Origin of the sequence: Exiguobacterium artemiae 255-15 (assembly GCF_000019905.1) — a bacterium.
In the GTDB taxonomy this organism is placed as follows: domain Bacteria; phylum Bacillota; class Bacilli; order Exiguobacteriales; family Exiguobacteriaceae; genus Exiguobacterium_A; species Exiguobacterium_A artemiae.
In genome coordinates, this window is the sequence record NC_010556.1 from 780532 (window position 1) to 800172 (window position 19641).

Below are 19641 nucleotides of genomic sequence, written 5' to 3' on the forward strand. Positions count from 1 at the left end.
GTTGTTATTTGGGAAAAGGGATATATTACGCAGTCGAGAGGGGAACGCTTGTGGCACAGTTGAAAGAATGGACGAAAGTTTTCCGGGCAAGAAAGTGGATGAAACGAGCTGAACCTGTTTTACCTTTATGGCATGGTTACATCGGGTATAAATACGGTCTCTTTGATGTATTAGGATCAGGGGCGACGCAAGCTGAGGCTCAGGTTCGTCTCAAGCAACCATTGACGACAGAAGCCTTATCCCGTTGGTTTGAAGTCGGATTGGCGGTAGGACATCTGAAAAAGAAAGACTTACGATATACAGCGACCCGTCACGTATTGCCGGAATTATCTAAAACAGATGAAAGAAGTATCGGTTTTATGTTATCCGAATTGATGGAACTGCATCTGCCTGCGTTGTTCTCTTATCCACAATTTTTGGAACATGGCCAGCAGAAAAAGTTCGATGGGGAAGAACACGGCGATATTGTGGCAGAAACATCCGCATTAGTGGAGACCGTTGCGTTTCCTGCCGTCCGTCATATCATCCGCAGTCAAAACGTGACATCATTGCTAGACATCGGCTGTGCTTACGGCGGTTACTTACGTAAAATTCACGAAGCTTTGCCTGAACTGCGACTGGCAGGAATTGATATTGAGGAATCGGTCATCGCGGAAGCGAAACGGCGGGATACGACCGGTGAAATCGACTTTACTGTCGGTGACATTAAAACTTTTGATGTCAAAGAAACATATGACGGCGTCATGATGAATAACATCTTGTATTATTTCCCGAAGGAAGAACGTCTTCGTCTTCTCGAGGGGGTCCGGCGTTTCGTTAAGGATGACGGGACGGTCATTTTAGTCACGCCATTACGTGGCAGTGAACACGGTGCGCCATTCTCTGCCGCATTCAATGCGTTCATGACGTTACATGAAAATCTTTATCCGTTGCCGGGTAAAGAAGAACTAACAGAACAACTTCATGCTGCAGGTTTTAAAAATGTGTCGATTTCACCATTTTTAAAAGAAGGAGCCTGGTATATTGTGACTGCAAACGCCACTTCCTAAGGGAAGCTTGGCGTTTTTACAGTTTTAGGGCAGTTCAAATTTGTGGGGAGTAGTATGTGATTAGTATAATAGTTAAAACGAGTAGAGAAAAAGGGAGAGATTCGTGTGAAGCAGCGTGTAGCCGTTATTGGAGCAGGACCTGGAGGGCTCGCTTGTGCGATGTTGCTTGCAGGCAGAGGAATAGATGTCACCGTATATGAAAAACAACCGATTGTCGGGGGGCGAACTTCTCGCGTGCAGGTCGGGGATTACCAGTTTGACCGGGGTCCTACCTTTTTAAATATGCCGCATATCCTAGAAAACTTATTTACAAGTATCGATTTGGATATGAAGGATTATTTGGACTTAAAAGCACTTGATCCCATGTACACACTGTATTTCAACGGCGGGAAAGATCATTTTACGATGACAACGGATCGTGATCGGATGAAACAGACGATTGAGCAACATTTCCCAGGAAACGGGGAAGGATATGATCGTTTCATGGCAGAACAAGCCTTGAAGCTGGCAAAACTGATGCCGATTTTGCAGACGAAACACGATAAATTAACGGACTATCTGTCTCCACGCGTCATCACGGCGCTCCCGCGTCTATCTCTCGGGCGTTCGTTATACGATGTCCTGTCCGATTATTTTACGAGTGAAGAATTAAAGTACGCTTTTACTTTCCAAGCGAAGTATTTAGGGATGTCAGCATGGGAATGTCCGGGCGGTTTTTCTATCCTGTCCTATATGGAACATGCATATGGTGTCCATCATCCGATCGGCGGAATGAATCAAATTCCGGAAGCGATGAAACGGGCAGTGGAAGAGCTCGGGGGGACGGTCCATCTCAATACAGGAATCAGTCAATTGATTTTAGATGGAACAACTGCGACCGGCGTCATTCTCGAGTCTGGTGAACATGTTTTATACGATGATGTTGTCGTCGGAGCAGATTTTGCCCATGCGATGAATCATCTTGTTCCCGAAGGTGTCCTGAAAAAATGGTCGCGTCCGAAAATTGACCGGAAGAAGTTTTCTTGTTCGACCTTTATGCTGTACTTAGGTGTCAATAAATCATTTGATGCTCCGCACCATACGATTTATTTTGCCGATGATTATGAAAAAAATGTCCGTGAGATGACCCAGACATTGGAATTATCCGATGATTTTTCATTTTATGTCCAAAATCCATCAATCATCGACAGTACATTGGCACCTGAAGGGAAATCATCGTTGTACGTGTTAGTACCGGTTCCGAATAATTACTCTGAACTCGACTGGGCGATTGAAGGACCGAAATTACGCCGTCGTGTCCTCGATGCCTTGGAACATCGTTCGCCTTATACAGGTGTCGAAGCAGCGATTGAAGTGGAAGAGATGTTCACACCGGATGATTGGGAAGCGATGGGAGTACACCAGGGAGCAACTTTTAATTTGGGACATCAGTTAACACAAATGATGTATTTTAGACCGCATAACCGGTTTGAAGAATTGGAGCATGTCTATCTGGTTGGAGGCGGAACGCATCCTGGAAGCGGCCTTCCGACCATCTTTGAATCAGCTCGGATCACGGCGGACTTATTGACAAGTGAAGTGGGTGTCGGAAAATGAAAATTGGATTTGTCGGAGCAGGTGTCGGAACACTCCACGCCGCTTTATTACTAACGAAACGATATCCGGAAGTCGAAATCACGATTTTTGAAAAAGAGTCACGTGCAGGCGGTCGACTCGCCTCCGTTGATTTCGAGACAGGCGGAAGAATTGATCAGGGGCCGACGATTGTCTTGATGCCCGGAAAACTGCAGGAACAATTAAGAGAAGCGGGGCTTGAAGGTGTTGAGTTGGAACGGATTGATCCTTTATACGACCTTCATTTCGACGACGGAACGATTGTGACAAAACAGGCGGATGTAGTTGATCAAACGATTGCGATTGAACGTCAATTCGGAGAAGGTCGCGGGTTCCAAGAATTTATGCAACAAAAAGCAAAGGATTATGACGTCAGCGTATCGAAATTTTTAGAGCGGACATATTCACGTAAACGGGATTTGTTGCACCCGGATATGTTAGCGCCCTTAGTGAAGATGCATGCGATGGAAACGGCACATGATCACTTAAAACGTTTCTTTAAAAGTAAACACCTGCGAATGGCTTACAGTTTTCCGACCTTTTACATCGGGGGTAACCCTTACACGACGCCTTCCATCTATGGATTGATTCCTTACCGGGAACAGGAAGAGGGTGTCTGGTACGTTAAAGGCGGATACTTCTCTTTAGCCGAGCGGATGTATGAAGCGTTAGTTGAGCGGGGCGTTACGTTTAAGTTCAATCAACCGGTCGACCGCGTCTTGATCCAGCAAGGTCAGACGAAGGGACTTGTCGCTGCAGGACAGGAGTACGTATATGATACGGTTGTCCTGAACGGAGAGTTTCCATTGATGGAATATTTGGTTGAAGGCAAGCAACCGAAAAAGTATGTGCCGTCCGGCGGAACATTACTGCTGTACTTTAAGATTGACGGAAAAGTTGATTTACCTGTCCATCGTTTTTTAATGCCAAGTGATTTAAAACCGTTGATGACGTCCATCTTCAAGAAAAATGAGTTGCCGGAAAATCCTGCCGTCTATTTATTTAATCCGAGTAAGATTGATGACGCATTGACGGCATCCGGTACTAGTGTCGTCTATGCGTTGGTTCCGTCACCACGTGGATTTGATCAGGCTAACTATGAAGCGCACGGATTTATTGATCAGATTTTAGACAAAATTGAGCAACATCTTCCTGGATTCCAAAGTCAAGTTACCGAAATGAAAATACGTACACCTCAAGATGCTCAAGATTTTGGATTGTATGAAGGCGGAAGTTTTGGCATCGCACCGACGATTCGCCAATCGGCTGCTTTAAAAACACAAGCTAAACCTTATGCTGATATTGAACGGTTGTATGCAGTAGGCGCATCTGTCCATCCGTGTGGAGGCGTTCCGATCGTTATGATGGGAGCGACATTACTTGTCAATCGAATGGAACAAGAGATGAGGTGGAAAAATGGATACAGTGACGAACGCATATCTAGTATGTGAACAAACGATTCAAGGTGGATCAAAAACCTTTTATAAAGCCTTCTCTTTACTGCCGAAGCAAGATCGGATGGCAGTCTACGCCATCTATACGTTTTGTCGTCATCTCGATGATACGGTGGATGAATCAGCGACACCAAAAGAAAGCTTAGCGGAATTCCTGGAAGAGTTTCGTTTATTCCGGTCGGGTAACTCGATCAATAAACCCTTATGGATTGCACTCGCAGATGTCTTTAAACGGTATGAGATGGATGAGACGCCGTTTTTAGAACTGGCAGAAGGTATGCGGTGGGACATCGAAAAAAATCGGTACCACTCGCTGGAAGAGACGGAGAAATATAGTTATTATGTCGCGAGTACGGTTGGCTTGATGCTGTTGCCGATTCTTGCACCGAAACAAAATGATTTACGGGAGTCCGCCATTCAACTCGGAATCGCGATGCAATTAACCAACATTCTTCGGGATGTCGGAGAAGATGCAAAGCGGGGACGTATCTATTTACCGAAAGATTGGATGGACCAGTATGGTGTGACAACGGAATCGTTGTTGGCGGGAACTCCTTCCGGCGACTTTGCCGGATTGTGGGAAGCATTGGCATTAAGAGCCGAGCATTTATACGATGCAGCAACGCCTTCGTTTGACCGCTATCCGAAAGAAAGCCGTCGTGCACTGAAAGTGGCGGCTTTACTGTACCGGGGAATCCTCGACGCAGCACGTGACAATCAATACGATGTGTTCACGAAACGTGCTTATGTCAGCCGATGGCAAAAGATGAAGTTGCTCGCTACGATTTGACGAAAAACTCCATAAAAAAAAGACCTCGGCGGGGACCAAGGTCTTTTTTTTATGGAGTTTAGACCGGGGAGTCTAAACTAAAATCTGTTTGTACAAAATCAGATACAGAGTTCCAACAAGACAGGTCGCGATCCACGGGGATGGATCTGATGATGATTGAGCTGTCCGTAAACGAATCGGGATGAGACGATCTAAGGGGGAACGTCGTAAGTCATGCCGAACCGTTTACAGTGGTGTATCGATTGAACAAGTGGGTCTTGAACAAATGATTCAGACGAAACAGATATGTTAAGTTCCTAAACGCGTTTGACTCGGGGAAGTCACCATGCGCTTGATTGAGGATGTGGGGTCAATCACTACCTCTTGAACTCGAAGTAATCGTATCAAATCTAAGTTGTCCGTACAAGTAATTGATATGCAATTCACATAACGTTCACAGGGTGGCAGCGACTGCAGACACGATTCGTTCGCTTGCCAGTTTTCCTGAAAGCGTCACCATTGGACTACCGCCACCGGGATGCGTCGATCCGCCGGCAAAAAACAAATTGTGAACATTCTTTGAACGGTTACTTGGACGCATGAAAGCTCCCCGTGTACCATTCGAAGAAAGACCATACAGCGAACCATGATACGCTGAAAATTTCTGTTCAATATCCTGTGGTGTGATCCGTTGTTCGAATAAAACGTCAGACGTAATATCGATTCCGAACTGTTGAAGGCGTTGATCGATGATTTTATCGTACGTGTCAAAATCAACGGCAGATCCTTTGTGGGTAGCCGGAGCATTGACAAGGACAAACAGGTTGTCACCGGCTTCTCCCATTTCCGGTGCCGTGACCGAGGAATTCGAGATGTAGATGGTCGGCTCTTCTGCATAGCGATGTTGATTAAATAACGCTTCGAATTCGGCTTCATAGTCGGAAGAGAAAAAGACGTTATGATGGGCAAGTCCGGCAATACGGCGTCCGAGTCCGATGCACCGGACATAAGCAGAAATCGACGGCTCCATTTGCGCAGGAGTCGGATTTTTGAAGTCAGGCCGGACCGTTTCTGAAATCAACCGCGGATATTGGGTGAGCAGGTCACCATTTAACACGATGAAATCAACAGACAGGTAATCGACATGATTGAGTTCGATTTCCGTTGCCAACTGATTGGTCACTTCAATCTGTGTCACTTCGTCACCTAACCGAAACGTCACACCGAGTTCACGGGCGCGACGGGCAAATCCTTCGGCAATGGCGGTATTTCCGCCGCGTGTGAAATAAACACCATCATTCAGCTCGAGATGGGCAATTAAACCGAATGTTGCCGGCGCTTGAAACGGACTGCTTCCAATGTAAGTCGCATACCGATCGAGTGCTTGGATCAGCTGGGGATCTTTAAAATATTTTTTGTGTAGCCCATGAAGTGTCTTAAAGGGATGGACCTTCGTCATGTCACGCAATAAAGAAAAATTAAAATAAGAGTCGATATTGATGAAAAATTGTTGTTTGGCGATATTGTACAGTTCCCGGACTTCATCTTGATAACCCGTAATATCATTTTTGGCAAGTTGTCCCTTCGTGAAACGGTCAACTTCAGTCCGCATCGCTTCACGGCCGCTGGCAAATGTCAATGAACGACCGTCCGGAAAATGATTGACCGTATGACGCGTCAATTTTTCAAAAGTAAAATAGTCATCAGGATCTGCTCCCGATTCCAAAATGACGGATTGAAAGATTTCAGGCATTGTGATCGTATTGGGACCGAAATCAAAACGGTGTCCCTCTGATGTGATAGGCATCATCTTTCCACCAATGTGTTCATTACGTTCAATGACGGTGACTTTAAATCCTTTTGAAGCAAGTGAGATGGCGGCACTCAAACCGCCGAGTCCCGCTCCGATGACTGCGATATGTTTCATAACAATGAAACCTCCTTAAGAATATGTCCGACCCTTCCAACTGATTTCCCTTTTCTTCAGTCTTCGAATCATCGCTGTCGCGAGTAATACGACATAAAGAATGGACGCAACAGGATGCCAAAACCAAGCACGAGAAATCATGGCCTTCCGATCGATGCGGTAACGGGCAATCATCATCAAAAGAAAGGCTCCGAGCGTCCAAATGGACGGGAAGAAGAAGACAAGCGGTAAAGCGGCCGCTTGGATCAAGTAAAACAGCAGGAAATAGCTGCCGGCGATATAGGAATCATTCATACCACGAAAGACGTTTTTCAGGAAACCTTGCCAGACGTCACGGTTGGTCGCATACATGTCACAGCTGACATAAGGAGCCACGTCGACGAGCGTTGTTGTAAAGGCGTTTTGTTTGAACGTCCGGCAGAGTTCCAAATCGTCGACGAGCGCCATTTGAATCGCCTGATGTCCGCCGACTTGTTCATAAGCATGCCGTTCAACAAGGACGACCATCCCGTTTGCTGCTGCAAAGGCGGGATGCTTGACCTTCCGAAAAGCAATCGGAAGGTGTTGGGCGATCAAGACATGTTGCATCGGAATGAGACACTTTCCGAGAAAAGTCGGAACAGGGAACGACGGAAAGCCTGATAAGAAGACCGCCTGTTCTTTTTGAAGCGTTGCGTAGAGCCGGGGAACCGTGTCTGCTGCCAGTGTGATGTCAGCGTCTAAGAACAATAGGTATTCTTCATGGGTCGCCTGTGCCAATTGATGACAGGCGTGGACTTTCCCGGCCCATCCGGGTGGTAGGTCAAGACCGTCAATGATTGTGAACTGATTTTCTTTGCCGACCAGCCGGACTAATAGCTCGCGGGTCCGGTCAGTCGAGCGGTCTTCGTATAAATAGACGTGCATATTCGGATGAAGCGCTTGTCGGAGGGAATGAATCAGTTTCTCGACATTCCGTTCTTCGTTCCGAAGCGGAATACAGATTGCAAGACTCGAAGGAACTAGAGGTTCACTTAGTTTAGGTAAAAAAGACAGATTAATGAACGTGTAGAGACAAACGAGAGCAGCAAAAACAAACAGTATGACAGTCATGTGCGAATTGCCCGTAGCCATTGTTCCGTCTTCACCGGAAGCGGCTCCTTTCTTGTGGTCAATATACAGTACGATTCAACGCGTTCTTCAACGGCATCAGTCCGGACATCATCGTACAGCCGGGTCATCGCATCCGTTAGATAACGCAACTGTTCCGAAGCACGCGTAGCAGGCAGTGTAATGGTCCGGGTCCGTATGTAGACGTCCGGCTGTTGTTCGTGACCAAACGAATAATAAAACGAAAACAGGGAAATCGACCGGGCTGTTTTGGCAAGATGTGTCGCCCCGCTGCTGAGCTGGAGCGGACGCTCTTCTTGATGCCGTTCCTCCCCTTGAGGAAACATCCAGACACTGCTTCCGTCCGCCAACCGCTCTTTTGCATACTGGAGACTTTGCTTGATTTCTCCAAATGAACTCCGATCAATCGAGAATCCTCCAAGACGTGTGAAAAAAGGAAACCGTTCCAGTCCTTGCTGATCAATCATGACGTAAGGGTCGTGACGCAGGACTGTTTGATCCAAATGAAATAAAATCATTCCATCCCACCATGATCCGTGTGTCGCGAGCATCAAGCCGGGTGTCGGTAAATCATCTGCCCGGTACAGGACACGGTGAAACTGTTTTCGGATTAAGCGTTCTTTTACGTATAAATGAAAAGTGTGTTCAGCCCATTTGCTTTTGTTTGCTTTTTGCAAAACGCACGCCTCCTTTTGTGAGCCAATAGGTGATACCAGCGAGGAGACTGATTAATGTGACACCGTAAAGTCCTGCGACACCTGCTGTCAGACCGAACAGCGCATGAAGCATCAGAAAAAGATACTGGTTGTTCCGTTCAAGAGCTGTGATGGTAGACTGTTGTTCAAACCGGGCGATCAGGAGCGAGAAAAAGAGTGCAGTTCCATACCAACCAAAAAAGTTTTGTGTCGGAATGTCATAATAGAAACCGCCGTCCTGCCAGAGCCAATAGGATTTGACGTTGGCAGCCACCGGGTCGATGGCCATATCCAGCCAAATTGCAAATAACGGGACTAAGATGACGGTATTGAAACGAATCGGAAATCGTCGTGAGAAGGCAAGGCTGGCTCCCATGACAGACAACCAGGCAGCACCAATCGTGATTGGTACACCAAACAGCTGGACGCCAAAATCAGCCTCATAGGCATATGTACCGAACGGCCAGCCGGTATGGACGCCGATTGATTCGATGATGATGGACCCGAAGAAAATGACAGGAATGATAAAACGTCCTTTCGGTACGACATCCCACAGGTAAAGCGCAGCATATAAACCCGATGCAAATAAAAAAACAGCGTTTGCCCATTCCAGCCAAGGCGGAAGTAAGGAAAAACCGACTAAAATCAGTCCGATAAAAAACCAGACCGTAAAAAATAACCAGAGTTTTTTTTGAAATCGATCCATCATGAGTACGTCCTCCATCTCTTTCTATTCTGATATTAGTATACCTGTAGCAAAGGGCGTCGAGCCAGAATGGAGGTGGAATTCACGGTAGTGAACTACTCACCACTTATTTGCTTCGCAAATTGAAGGGGGAGCTTCTTGGGAAGACCGTACTTTTAAGAGCTACGATTATTTGCCAAGCTCATCGGGTGGTTCCCACCCTGAAGGTTTTTTAGTCTGCTAACAGCAACAAGTTGATACTTGCATTGATATCTCGATCATGATGCGCACCGCAAGTACATGTCCACTCGCGTACATCGATTGTTTTCTTCTCACCTTTTACTCCACAAGAAGAACAGATTTGGGTCGAGGCGTACCATTGATCCGCCTTGATAAGTGTTCGTCCGTAGAATGCGCATTTGTATTCTAACTGTCGGACGAACCCATACCAACTGACATCTCCAATCGATTTGGCGATCTTATGGTTCTTCATCATGTTCTTCGATTTAAGTGTCTCGACGACGATGACTTGGTTATCGTCAACCATCCGTTTCGAAAGCTTATGAAGAAAATCTTGACGTTGATGTGCAAACTTTTCATGTTTCTTGGCGAGGATGATCCTCGCCTTCTCTCGGTTCTTACTCCCGATCTTCTTGCGGGCCAAAGCGCGTTGCGCCTTCTTGATCTGCTCTTCGGACTTTCGAAGAAAACGAGGATTGTCAACTTTCTCAGAAACACGTTCATCATTTGTCAGGATGGCGAAGTGCTCCAAACCAAGGTCGATTCCTACTTTATTTTGGGCTGGAATCAATTGCGCTTCGGCTTGATCGACAAGGATGGAGATGAAGAATTTCCGCGTCTTCGTCATCGAGACCGTCGCGGACTTGATCACACCATCAAACGGACGATGTTGTTTCAACTTCACAAAACCGATTTTAGGAAGTTTCACCTTACGATCTTCGATGCGGATGCTTCCCTTCAGATTGTTTGTTGTGTAAGAGGCTCGGTCGTTGTGCTTCGATTTGAATTTCGGAAACCCGACAGACTGATCTCGAAAAAAGTTTTGATACGCCTGGTTTAAGTCCATCTGAGCGTTAGCAAGAGAAAGACTGTCGACTTCTTTGAGGAAGGGGAATTCGGGCTTGTACTTCGCCGGGGTTGGGAGCTTCTGCTTCGCGTCAGGATTGAGCTTCGAATCTTCATACAATCGGATCCGCTCTTCGAGCATCTTATTGTAGACGAAACGGACACAACCGAACGTCTTCACGAAATATTCTTGTTGGGATTTCGTCGGATAGAGTCGAAACTTGTGCGCCTTCAGCAAAGCAATCACTCCTTTCCTTGTTTTTCGATATAGTGTCTGATGACGTCGCTTGTCGCACCTCCGGTCGTCACTAGACAGTAACTTCGAGACCAAAACATTTCTTTCCATAGTTGTTTCTTGATATGCGGAAAGTCTCGTTTGATCAGTCGGCTGCTTGCACTCTTGTAAGCGTTCAGAAACTTTGACATCTCCGTGTTTGGGTGTGCTTTGAAGAGCACATGGATATGATCGCCGTCATGATTCCACTCGTTCAGCGTGATGTGATACGATGCACCGATTCGTTCGAACGTCTGTCTCGCGAAGTCCGAGATGGCGTCATCGATCACTTTGCGTCTGTATTTCACTACTAGGACAAGGTGATAATTCAGAAGGAAGACTGAATGTTTATTTGTGTCCATTTTCATTGATATATCAGTCCTTTTGGTTAGTCACACTGATTGTATCAAACGATTCTAGTCTTGCCAAGACAGGCGATTCATCTCCCACCTACGCTTGGCTTCGTCCCGGTACGCTTAGAGGTGGGAGAATTCTCGCTAAATTTAGTTAAAAAAAAACAGACCGCATGAACCGGTCTGCTTAATCGATCTGATGATTTTTCTGTTTTTTCTTTTTGATGAACGAAAATAACAAAAAGGCGATGTAGAGAGGAACGGCGACGAACCAGAAAGTCGACCACTCGTTGCTGCGGGCAATCATGACGTAGGTTACGTACAGCAATGTAAAAGTGATGACAAATGTATGTCGCGGTACCGGAATATCCTTGAAACTCGGAATTTTGACTCGGCTTACCATTAAGAAGGCGAGAGCCGTAAAGACGAGCGGCACCATTAAATCATTCATACGGCCGCTGAACAGGGTGACGACGGCTAAGATACCTCCGGCTGCTGTAATCGGCACGCCGGAAAAATAGGCGGAAGCTACATTAGTGGCCGACAGATTGAAACGGGCCAGGCGGAATGCACCAAACAGAGGGAACAACGCCGCAATCAGCAAACCAATTTCTCCAAAATCATAAAAATAAGTGTAATAGGCCATCATGGCTGGAGCGACACCGAAGGTCACGACATCAGCGAGTGAGTCCAGTTCTTTTCCGAAATCACCAGCGACACCAAGCATACGGGCGATCCGACCATCCAGACTGTCGAGCATCATCGCGATGACGATCAGTAAGGTCGCATTTTGAAAATCTCCCCGCGCCGCCATGACGATGGCAAGAAAACCACAGTATAAATTTCCGAACGTAAAGAGGTTCGGAATAGAGTTACGCACACGTTCTTTCCACAAAATGATTCCTCCTGCCACTTCTTCGATACTATCCATCATATCATAAACAACTGATAGATATCAGCGGTTCATGAAGACAATCCCGTTCGTGAAGCGGAGAAAATCATCAGGAGCGAGTTTGACCTGCAGACCGCGTTTGCCAGCCGAAATGATGATGAATTCTTGATTCAGAGCCGAATGCGATAAAAGGACCGGGAAAGGTTTTTTCGCACCAATCGGGGCGACACCTCCTCGGATGTACCCCGTCAGTTGCTTTAAATCTTTCATTGGCACCAAATGTGTTTTCTTGGCAGACACCGCCCGGGCGACTGCTTTTAAACTGACTTCCTCTTCGCCGGAAATGACAGCAAACACATATTGATGGGCGTCTGTTTCTAAAACTAATGTTTTAAAAATAGACGAAAGCGGGTAATTAATCTTTCTAGCGACATTTTGAGCGGATAAATCCTGTTCATCAACAGGATAGGAAAGCAAGTCGAACGGGATGTCAGACTGCTTTAGAAGTCTCGCGACGTTCGTTGTGGTCATGTTGTTCTCCTTTGACGACAGCATATTGAGCCCACTTCCGACTGTTCCAACGTTTTAAGGCAAAGATACCGCGGAACCACTCGTCGGCAGAGAAGGCAATCCAGATACCGAGTAAACCGAGTCCATATTGCAAGCCGAGTGTATAACTGAGCACAACAGCGATTCCCCACATCGAGAGAATACCGATTGCGACAGGGAAACGGACGTCCCCGGCTGATTTTAGTGTTCCCATCAGAACGATATTCATGGCACGGCCCGGTTCAAGAATGACACTCGCCCATAACAACGGAATACCGATGGCGATGATTTCCGGACTTGATGTGAACATAGACAGAATGGATGTTCCGACAGATGCCAGTGCAACAGCAGAGGCAAAACTGGCAAAAACAGCGATTTTCAGCGTTTTTACAGCACGTGCATGTGCTGCTTCGAATTGCTGAGCCCCGACTTGGCGGGCGACTAATAATTGTGTCCCTTGTGCGATGGCTAATGTGAATAAGAAACAAAGCATTGTGATGTTTGAGACATAAACGCGTGCAGAGAGAGCAGACTCTCCGATGGTTGCGATGAAACCGGTAATGATCAGTTGAGAAAACTGATACGATACACCTTCTCCGGCAGAAGGGATTCCGATGTTCATGATACTTTTAATATCGCGTCGATTGATTTGTACCAAATCTTTTAACTTAAATCGTAAAGAAAGTTTCCGGTAAACAACGAAAAAGAGTAAAGTGACGGCGACAGACCGGGCAATGACGATCGACCAAGCGACTCCGGCGACTCCAAGGACAGGAATACCGAATAATCCGAGGACGGCAATGACATTACCAAAGGCACTGACGAAGTTCATCAGTAACGTGACGTACATAGCATTTTTTGTAAAACCGTGACTGCGTAAGATGGCACCGAGTGTAAGAGAGATGGCTTCCAAGAATAAGAAGAGACCAACAATCTTTAAGAACGTTTCGCCATATACGAGTGTTTCTCCTTCTAAAGAGAAGAATCCAAGTAATTGTTTTCCGAACAAGGCAACAAGAACGGAAATGATTAAACCGATATATAAATTGATGGAAAAAGCAGATCGTGCGGTCTGGCGGGCGTCCTGAACCCGTTTCGCCCCTAAATATTGACCAATGATGATGGTTGCTCCAACGGATGTGATGTTAAACAGGATGATGAAAATGTTCAGCACCTGATTGGAAACACCGACAGCGGCAGCTGCACTGTCAGAATAATAACTGAGAATCAATGTAGCGATGATCCCGAGGCTCATATGAAGCGCGATTTCAATGAATAGCGGCCATGTAATTTGGAATAATGATTGTTGTTTAACTGTTTTCATAAATTTAATTCCCCTTTAAGTCCTTAAAACGTATTGTCTTTCTGTATCTTTTGGAAACTATACGCCTTCGATTTTCATAATGAAAGAGCAAAAGGTAAGCTTTCATAAAAAAAGAGAGTATTTAAAAGGATTTTCATAAAACATCACGAATACATCATAATGAATGGATGTTCATTTTTGAAATGGAGGGGAATGGAATGAAAACTGAAATCACTTATGCTGTTGAAGAGCAGGTTGCGACCATCACGTTATCACGTCCGGAACGGCTGAATGCGCTCACATCAACACTTTTAACCGAACTAGCGGAGTCGATCGAAGAGGCGAATCAAGATAATACTATTCGGGTCATCGTTTTGACGGGGGCCGGGCGCGGATTTTGTGCGGGCCAGGATTTAAAAACCGTACAACCCGGTATGGACCACGGGGACTACTTAAAACAATATTACCATCCTGTCATTCGGGCATTGGCAACGACGAAAAAGCCGACCATCGCTGCCATTAATGGAGTGGCTGCAGGGGCGGGACTCTCTCTTACATTAGCCTGTGATTTCCGGATCGTACGCGATGATGCGAAATTATCACTTGGCTTCATCAATATCGGACTGGTTCCGGATGCCGGTGCTCCGTACTTCTTACCCCGGTTGATCGGGTCAGCTAAAGCACTCGAGCTTGCTTTATTAGGTGAAACAATTACCGCGCAACAAGCCTACGACTATCATTTAGTGACAAAAAGTGTGGACGCCGGACAGTACGAACAGGAAGTAGCTTCTTTTGCTAAACTTCTTGCCAGCCGACCGACGAAAGTCATCGGATATATCAAACAGTTGCAATCAGCAAGTTCCGAATCGACACTCGAGGATATGCTGGCTCAGGAAATTATTTATCAATCCCGTGCCGGAAAGACAGAAGATCACCAGCAAGCGGTTCAAGCATTTCTAGAAAAAAAAGCGCCCGTTTTCAGCGGTCGCTGATGACAGAGTGAACGACTAATAGGACTTTCCGGAAATCTGCCGGAAGGTCCTATTATGATTCACTTGATTTTTTGTTTGATCTTTTGAGCAGTCGCATGAGTACGATCCGTCAGGCCGGTTGAGATTCGAAATAGCATGATTCCAAGAAAAGCGGAAACAAAAATATACAATCCGGTCAATGTGACAAAAGCTCCGCTCGCAAGCGTGATGAATAAAATAGAGAATTCTCCGCGTGGTCCTAAACAGAATCCGGACTCAATCGCATGGTAGTTGGAAAGACCAAACGCTCGTCCCCCTAAAAAACCGACCAGGAATTTAGAAAGAAGTCCCCAAACGACGAGGGCAACGAAAAACCAATCCAAGGGGAGCCCTTCCGTCAATTCAAACGACATGCCGAACGAGATGAAAAACAAGGGTAAAAGTAAATCTTGGAAAGGCGTTACCAGTCTTTTTAAATAACGTGTCTCTTTAATTTCCGTTAATAAAATCCCGACGATAAACGCACCCAGGACTTCGGATAAACCAAACATGATCCCGATTCCTGAAAAAGTCAAAATTAAGCCGATGATTCCGATGCCGGCATCCGGGTGACGGTAAAGAGAATCGACGACTCTCGATTTTTGACGGATGAAGACCGTTAAAAAAATCAGAGCACTGAATAAGAAAATAAATCCAAGAAAAATCGTTCCGACTTTTACGAAGGTGAACTCTTGTGCTCCGAGAACAAAGGGGGCACTTGTTAATAAGAGAGGCGCCGCTAAATCTTCGAAGATAAGTAACGAGAGAACAAACCGATTCACGTCTTTGTGTTTATCCGGTTCGCGGTCGAGCAGGCGGGCCGAAATCGACGAACTTGTTGCATACAGAACACAGCCAATTAAAAATGCCTCGGGTACCGAAAATCCGAAGGCCAAAGTCAAGAGGAAGGTACCGCCAAACGATAACAGAAGATCAATCAGTCCCGCTTTCCAGATGTTGCGAAACTGGATTAATAAATCAGCGACCGAAAACTTCAGACCGAGCAGGAAAAACAAGACGATGATGCCTGCTTCTCCGCCGAGTTTTAATTCTTCCGGCAAATCATAATAAAGACCAAGTATGATTCCGATCAGGATAAAGGCAAGAATGCTCGGGAGGTGAAACCGTTCGCTGAAATAACTGACGACGAACAAGCCGATCAGAATCAATCCCGCATAAAGAAATATTTCCATGAGAAAGTTTTCCCTCCTTTCTTTTTCCTTTACCCTAAATCAAACACCTTAACGGGTTTGTCACAGAAATGAAAAAAGACAGACTTTTGCTGAGGGGCAAAAAGTCTGTCTGAAAATCAAATCACTTGAATGATAGTTCCTGTATACGGAGCGAGCGTCACTTCTAATGAAGGAAGTGGTGTGTTCGAAAAGAGATCCATTCCTTGGCCGGACTGAGGAGCCGGGATTGTCGCCTGATGATTCGAGTTATTGAAATAGACGTAATACGTCCCATCCTGACTCATACGACGCATGACGATGGTATTGGTTTCATCGTCGGCATGGACGAATGAAATCTGTCCGTGATTGGCAAGTGTCCTGTGCTGCTTTCGTAACTGAAGCAGATGTTTCGTGTACATCAACAGATTCAAATCCTGCTCTTCCGGATTCCACGGCATACATTTCCGGCAACCCGGATCCTGATCACCGTCGAGTCCGATTTCATCTCCGTAATAGATAACCGGACTTCCGGAGAAGGTCAGCATGGATAACAGCAGCAGACGCATCTTGTTTTTGTCGTTTCCGGCACGGGTCAAGGCACGCGGCGTATCGTGTGAACCGATTAAGTTAAACGATACTTCGTTGACGTTGACCGTGTTTGAGAATAAGACATGCGACATGTCATTGGCATAGGTGGAAGCAGATGTCTTATCGAGTGCAAAGAAATTAAGTGCAGCATTCGTGAACGGATAGTTCATAACGGCATCAAATTGGTCACCGAGCAACCATTCCTGTGAATCGTGCCAAATTTCACCGAGAATATACGTCTCCGGATCCGCTTCCTTGACGACAGAACGGAAGTCACGCCAGAAGGCATGATCGACTTCGTTGGCAACATCAAGCCGCCAGCCGTCGATCCCGAATTCTTCGACCCAGTAACGGGCGACATGAAGTAAGTATTCTTTTACTTCCGGATTTTCCGTATTGAACTTCGGCATTTCCGGAACAAACGCAAACGTGTCATAGTTCGGCATCGGCTCGGTTACGAGAGGGAAGTTCCGGAGGTGGAACCAATCCCGGTAAGAAGAATTGCTGCCGTGTTCCCGAATGTCGGCGAATGCTTTATGGTGGAAACCGGCATGATTAAAGACGGCATCCAGCATGATGCGAATTCCATTTGCATGCAGTAAATCAACCATTTCCTTAAACTTTTCTTTAGTTCCGAACTGCGGATCAATTTCCAAATAATCAATCGTGTCGTATTTATGATTGGACTTGGCTTCGAAAATTGGACAGAAGTAAATGCCTGTGATGCCGAGATCCACTAAGTAATCGATTTTATCAATGACGCCTTGAAAATCACCGCCGAACAGATTTGTCGTTGTAGGTGCCGTACTATTCCATGGAAGGGTACCGGCCGGATCATTCGTCGAATCTCCGTTGGCAAAGCGGTCGGGGAAGATTTGATACCACACTGTATCCTTCACCCAGTCCGGAGCATGGAACACATCCACTTTGTTTAAAAAAGGAACACAGAAGTAGTATCCGGTATCATCTAGCGGCTTTTCATCAAACCAGCCACGTTCGGTAAAGACTTGACTCGAATGTCCGTCGTGAAGCCGGAATCCGTAACGAAGTCGGCGGAAAGGAGGAACGACATCGATGAACCAATAATCGAATAACTCATCTGACCCGCTCCGTTTCATAGGGGTTTCGAAAGTATTCCAATAGTTTGATTTGGACGGATCAAAGTTCCAATCGGCATCATCCGGGTTTTCGGTATGCCAGTCGTACGGATCTCCCCAAATAAGATCAACATGGTCGACGTCATTTTTTTTCGTCTGCAGTCGAACATGAATGGTTTTGTCATCATACTTATAGACGAACGGTGACATCGCGCGGTGGAAAACAGCTTCTTTCAGCATTTTGGTCACTCCCTATGTGCAATCGCTTGCATTCTAATATAATTGTCCTCGACCTAAGAATAGTGAAGCGCTTTCTTAAAGTCAATTGGAATTCCAGAAAAAAACAAGAGGAGACAGGGAATCCTCCTATATTAGCGCAATCGATTGCACTTAGTTGTGCAAATCAGATAAATGTAAACGTTTTCTTTTTAAAATCATTTAACTAATGCGCCCGAACGATTTTTAAGAATACTTTTCGAAAATCTTTTTTGAATGTAAGGAAATATTTAAAGAAAAGGACTTGTCAAAAGGATTTTAGATTGTATAATAAAAATGTAAAGGTGATGCAAACGTTTTCATAAAACGCTTACAACCGCTCAGTTGTTATCATGAGAAAATGGTTGTGCCTTTATGCAAACGTTGTGCATCAGAACTTATCATTCGTACGTTAACTTGGGGAGGAATTTTCGAACATGGAAATCAAAAAATTAGTAGCAGGTCTTTCAGTATCTGTCATGGCAATCGGTGCTCTTGCAGCATGTGGCGGCGGAACAGATTCAGGTTCTTCTGATACAAGTTCAGAAGGCGGTAAAAAACCAACGAAAATCGTTATCTGGGAAGATACAGAAAAAGCGGAAACAACTAAAGCCGCTGCTAAAGCATTTGAGGAAAAAGAAGGCGTCAAAGTTGAAGTCAAAGAAGTTAAAATGACAGATCAACAAAAGAAAGTCGCTCTTGACGGTCCTGCAGGAAAAGGTCCGGATATCATTCTTCTTCCACATGACCAAATCGGAACAGTTGTTGACCAAGGGTTGATTGCTGAACTCAAAGATGGTGAAAAAGCACTCGAACCTTTCATCGATACAGCTAAATCAGCTGTTACGTTCGACGGTAAAGTTTACGGTTATCCTAAAGCAGTTGAAACACCAATCCTTCTTTTCAACAAAGATGAGTTAAAAGAAGCACCGGCTTCAATGGATGACCTGTACAAAATCTCAACAGAGCAGAAAAAAGACGGTAAATACGGTTTCCTCGCACTATGGGATAACTTCTACTTCGCACACGGTCCAATCGGTGGATACGGTGGATACGTCTTTAAAGATAACGGTGGAAAACTTGATCCTGCTGACATCGGTCTCAACAACAAAGGTGCAGTTGAAGGAATGGATTACATCGGTAAATGGTATAAAGAGGGGCTCTTCCCGAAAGGTTTGATCGGCGGTGGCGGTGGTCAAGCAATGGACCAATTGTTCGGCGACAAGAAAGCAGTCGCAGTCATGAACGGACCATGGGCAGTCGCAAGCTATAAAGAAAAAGGGATTAACTTAGGTGCTTCAGCACTTCCGAAGCTTCCAAACGGTGAAGCAATCAAAACATTCGTAGGCGTGAAGACGTATGCTGTTTCAGCTTACTCGGAAAACCAAGAATGGGCAGAAAAATTCCTCAAATCGTTAACGGGTGAAGAAAACGCGAAAGCGATGTTTGAGAAATACAACGAGATCCCACCGGTCACTTCGCTTCAAGAAGATGCAACGATCAAAGACAACGAAGTGGCAGCAGCCGTCTTCGCACAGTCTAAAGACGGTGTACCAATGCCGAACATCGCTGAAATGGGTCAAGTTTGGGAGCCAATGGCAGCAGCACTTCAACTTGTTGCAACAAACAAACAAGATGCACAAAAATCAGCTGATGACGCTGTGAAACAAATCAAGCAACAAATCGAAGCAAACAATCAATAATCAACTGAATGACTGACACAGAATTAAAGAAAGGGGGATCTTGGATTCCCCCTTAT

At 45.6% G+C, this 19641-nt stretch carries 17 protein-coding genes; 6 read left to right on the forward strand and 11 right to left on the reverse strand.

What is annotated here, in order from left to right; genetic code table 11:
- Positions 1 to 50: 50 nt before the first annotated feature.
- The 4 genes from EXIG_RS03995 to EXIG_RS04010 all read left to right on the forward strand — a co-directional run bounded on the left by EXIG_RS03995 (position 51) and on the right by EXIG_RS04010 (position 4907).
- On the forward strand, positions 51 to 1049 hold the full coding sequence (locus EXIG_RS03995) for a class I SAM-dependent methyltransferase (RefSeq protein ID WP_012369639.1): 999 nt from the start codon (positions 51 to 53) through the stop codon (positions 1047 to 1049).
- Positions 1050 to 1154: 105 nt separating this feature from the next.
- Positions 1155 to 2645 carry a phytoene desaturase family protein gene (locus tag EXIG_RS04000; protein WP_012369640.1) on the forward strand — a complete coding sequence of 497 codons (1491 nt, stop codon included), beginning with the start codon at positions 1155 to 1157 and terminating at the stop codon, positions 2643 to 2645.
- On the forward strand, positions 2642 to 4114 hold the full coding sequence (locus EXIG_RS04005) for a phytoene desaturase family protein (protein WP_012369641.1): 1473 nt from the start codon (positions 2642 to 2644) through the stop codon (positions 4112 to 4114). Before EXIG_RS04000 ends, EXIG_RS04005 begins: the two co-directional genes overlap by 4 nt.
- The gene (locus tag EXIG_RS04010) at positions 4080 to 4907 is read left to right on the forward strand and encodes a phytoene/squalene synthase family protein (protein ID WP_012369642.1); all 828 of its coding nucleotides are present in this window, start codon (positions 4080 to 4082) and stop codon (positions 4905 to 4907) included. Before EXIG_RS04005 ends, EXIG_RS04010 begins: the two co-directional genes overlap by 35 nt.
- A 433-nt stretch (positions 4908 to 5340) precedes the next feature.
- On the opposite strand, the gene EXIG_RS04015 is transcribed toward EXIG_RS04010, so the two are convergent.
- The 9 genes from EXIG_RS04015 to EXIG_RS04055 all read right to left on the reverse strand — a co-directional run bounded on the left by EXIG_RS04015 (position 5341) and on the right by EXIG_RS04055 (position 13781).
- Positions 5341 to 6813, reverse strand: coding sequence for a phytoene desaturase family protein (locus EXIG_RS04015; RefSeq protein WP_012369643.1), 1473 nt, complete (start codon positions 6811 to 6813; stop codon positions 5341 to 5343).
- A 15-nt stretch (positions 6814 to 6828) separates the two neighbouring features.
- Positions 6829 to 7905, reverse strand: a complete 1077-nt coding sequence (locus tag EXIG_RS04020) for a glycosyltransferase family 2 protein (protein WP_012369644.1) — start codon at positions 7903 to 7905, stop codon at positions 6829 to 6831.
- Positions 7902 to 8600, reverse strand: coding sequence for a lysophospholipid acyltransferase family protein (locus EXIG_RS04025; protein WP_012369645.1), 699 nt, complete (start codon positions 8598 to 8600; stop codon positions 7902 to 7904). Before EXIG_RS04025 ends, EXIG_RS04020 begins: the two co-directional genes overlap by 4 nt.
- Positions 8569 to 9327: a carotenoid biosynthesis protein gene (locus tag EXIG_RS04030; protein ID WP_012369646.1), complete on the reverse strand. Its 759-nt coding sequence runs from the start codon at positions 9325 to 9327 to the stop codon at positions 8569 to 8571. The genes EXIG_RS04025 and EXIG_RS04030 overlap by 32 nt, the downstream gene beginning before the upstream one ends.
- Before the next feature lie 208 nt (positions 9328 to 9535).
- Positions 9536 to 10627, reverse strand: coding sequence for an IS200/IS605 family element RNA-guided endonuclease TnpB (gene tnpB, locus EXIG_RS04035; RefSeq protein ID WP_012369647.1), 1092 nt, complete (start codon positions 10625 to 10627; stop codon positions 9536 to 9538).
- A gap of 5 nt (positions 10628 to 10632) precedes the next feature.
- Positions 10633 to 11031: an IS200/IS605 family transposase gene (gene tnpA / locus EXIG_RS04040; protein WP_012369648.1), complete on the reverse strand. Its 399-nt coding sequence runs from the start codon at positions 11029 to 11031 to the stop codon at positions 10633 to 10635.
- A 172-nt stretch (positions 11032 to 11203) separates the two neighbouring features.
- Complete coding sequence (gene pssA, locus EXIG_RS04045; protein ID WP_012369649.1) at positions 11204 to 11950, reverse strand: CDP-diacylglycerol--serine O-phosphatidyltransferase; 747 nt, start codon at positions 11948 to 11950, stop codon at positions 11204 to 11206.
- Between the two features lie 21 nt (positions 11951 to 11971).
- Positions 11972 to 12439 (reverse strand): Cys-tRNA(Pro) deacylase, encoded by a 468-nt coding sequence (gene ybaK, locus EXIG_RS04050; RefSeq protein WP_012369650.1) that lies wholly within the window; start codon positions 12437 to 12439, stop codon positions 11972 to 11974.
- Complete coding sequence (locus EXIG_RS04055; RefSeq protein ID WP_012369651.1) at positions 12399 to 13781, reverse strand: MATE family efflux transporter; 1383 nt, start codon at positions 13779 to 13781, stop codon at positions 12399 to 12401. The genes ybaK and EXIG_RS04055 overlap by 41 nt, the downstream gene beginning before the upstream one ends.
- A 197-nt stretch (positions 13782 to 13978) precedes the next feature.
- Between EXIG_RS04055 and EXIG_RS04060 the strand changes: the two genes are divergently transcribed.
- On the forward strand, positions 13979 to 14752 hold the full coding sequence (locus tag EXIG_RS04060) for an enoyl-CoA hydratase/isomerase family protein (RefSeq protein ID WP_012369652.1): 774 nt from the start codon (positions 13979 to 13981) through the stop codon (positions 14750 to 14752).
- A 59-nt stretch (positions 14753 to 14811) separates the two neighbouring features.
- On the opposite strand, the gene EXIG_RS04065 is transcribed toward EXIG_RS04060, so the two are convergent.
- The gene (locus EXIG_RS04065) at positions 14812 to 15963 is read right to left on the reverse strand and encodes a cation:proton antiporter (RefSeq protein WP_012369653.1); all 1152 of its coding nucleotides are present in this window, start codon (positions 15961 to 15963) and stop codon (positions 14812 to 14814) included.
- Positions 15964 to 16079: 116 nt separating this feature from the next.
- Positions 16080 to 17867 (reverse strand): glycoside hydrolase family 13 protein, encoded by a 1788-nt coding sequence (locus EXIG_RS04070; protein ID WP_012369654.1) that lies wholly within the window; start codon positions 17865 to 17867, stop codon positions 16080 to 16082.
- A gap of 458 nt (positions 17868 to 18325) precedes the next feature.
- Here EXIG_RS04070 and EXIG_RS04075 point away from each other — a divergent pair, with 458 nt between their 5' ends.
- Positions 18326 to 19585, forward strand: a complete 1260-nt coding sequence (locus EXIG_RS04075; RefSeq protein ID WP_234944605.1) for an extracellular solute-binding protein — start codon at positions 18326 to 18328, stop codon at positions 19583 to 19585.
- The last annotated feature ends 56 nt before the right edge of the window (positions 19586 to 19641 follow it).

Coding starts and splice junctions, on each gene's coding strand:
- EXIG_RS04010 (WP_012369642.1), top strand. CDS start 4,080: ATGGATACAGTGACGAACGCATATCTAGTATGTGAACAAACGATTCAA.
- EXIG_RS04065 (WP_012369653.1), bottom strand. CDS start 15,963: ATGGAAATATTTCTTTATGCGGGATTGATTCTGATCGGCTTGTTCGTC.
- EXIG_RS04060 (WP_012369652.1), top strand. CDS start 13,979: ATGAAAACTGAAATCACTTATGCTGTTGAAGAGCAGGTTGCGACCATC.
- EXIG_RS04070 (WP_012369654.1), bottom strand. CDS start 17,867: ATGCTGAAAGAAGCTGTTTTCCACCGCGCGATGTCACCGTTCGTCTAT.
- EXIG_RS04015 (WP_012369643.1), bottom strand. CDS start 6,813: ATGAAACATATCGCAGTCATCGGAGCGGGACTCGGCGGTTTGAGTGCC.
- EXIG_RS04005 (WP_012369641.1), top strand. CDS start 2,642: ATGAAAATTGGATTTGTCGGAGCAGGTGTCGGAACACTCCACGCCGCT.
- EXIG_RS04020 (WP_012369644.1), bottom strand. CDS start 7,905: ATGACTGTCATACTGTTTGTTTTTGCTGCTCTCGTTTGTCTCTACACG.
- pssA (WP_012369649.1), bottom strand. CDS start 11,950: ATGATGGATAGTATCGAAGAAGTGGCAGGAGGAATCATTTTGTGGAAA.
- ybaK (WP_012369650.1), bottom strand. CDS start 12,439: ATGACCACAACGAACGTCGCGAGACTTCTAAAGCAGTCTGACATCCCG.
- tnpA (WP_012369648.1), bottom strand. CDS start 11,031: ATGAAAATGGACACAAATAAACATTCAGTCTTCCTTCTGAATTATCAC.
- EXIG_RS04030 (WP_012369646.1), bottom strand. CDS start 9,327: ATGATGGATCGATTTCAAAAAAAACTCTGGTTATTTTTTACGGTCTGG.
- EXIG_RS04055 (WP_012369651.1), bottom strand. CDS start 13,781: ATGAAAACAGTTAAACAACAATCATTATTCCAAATTACATGGCCGCTA.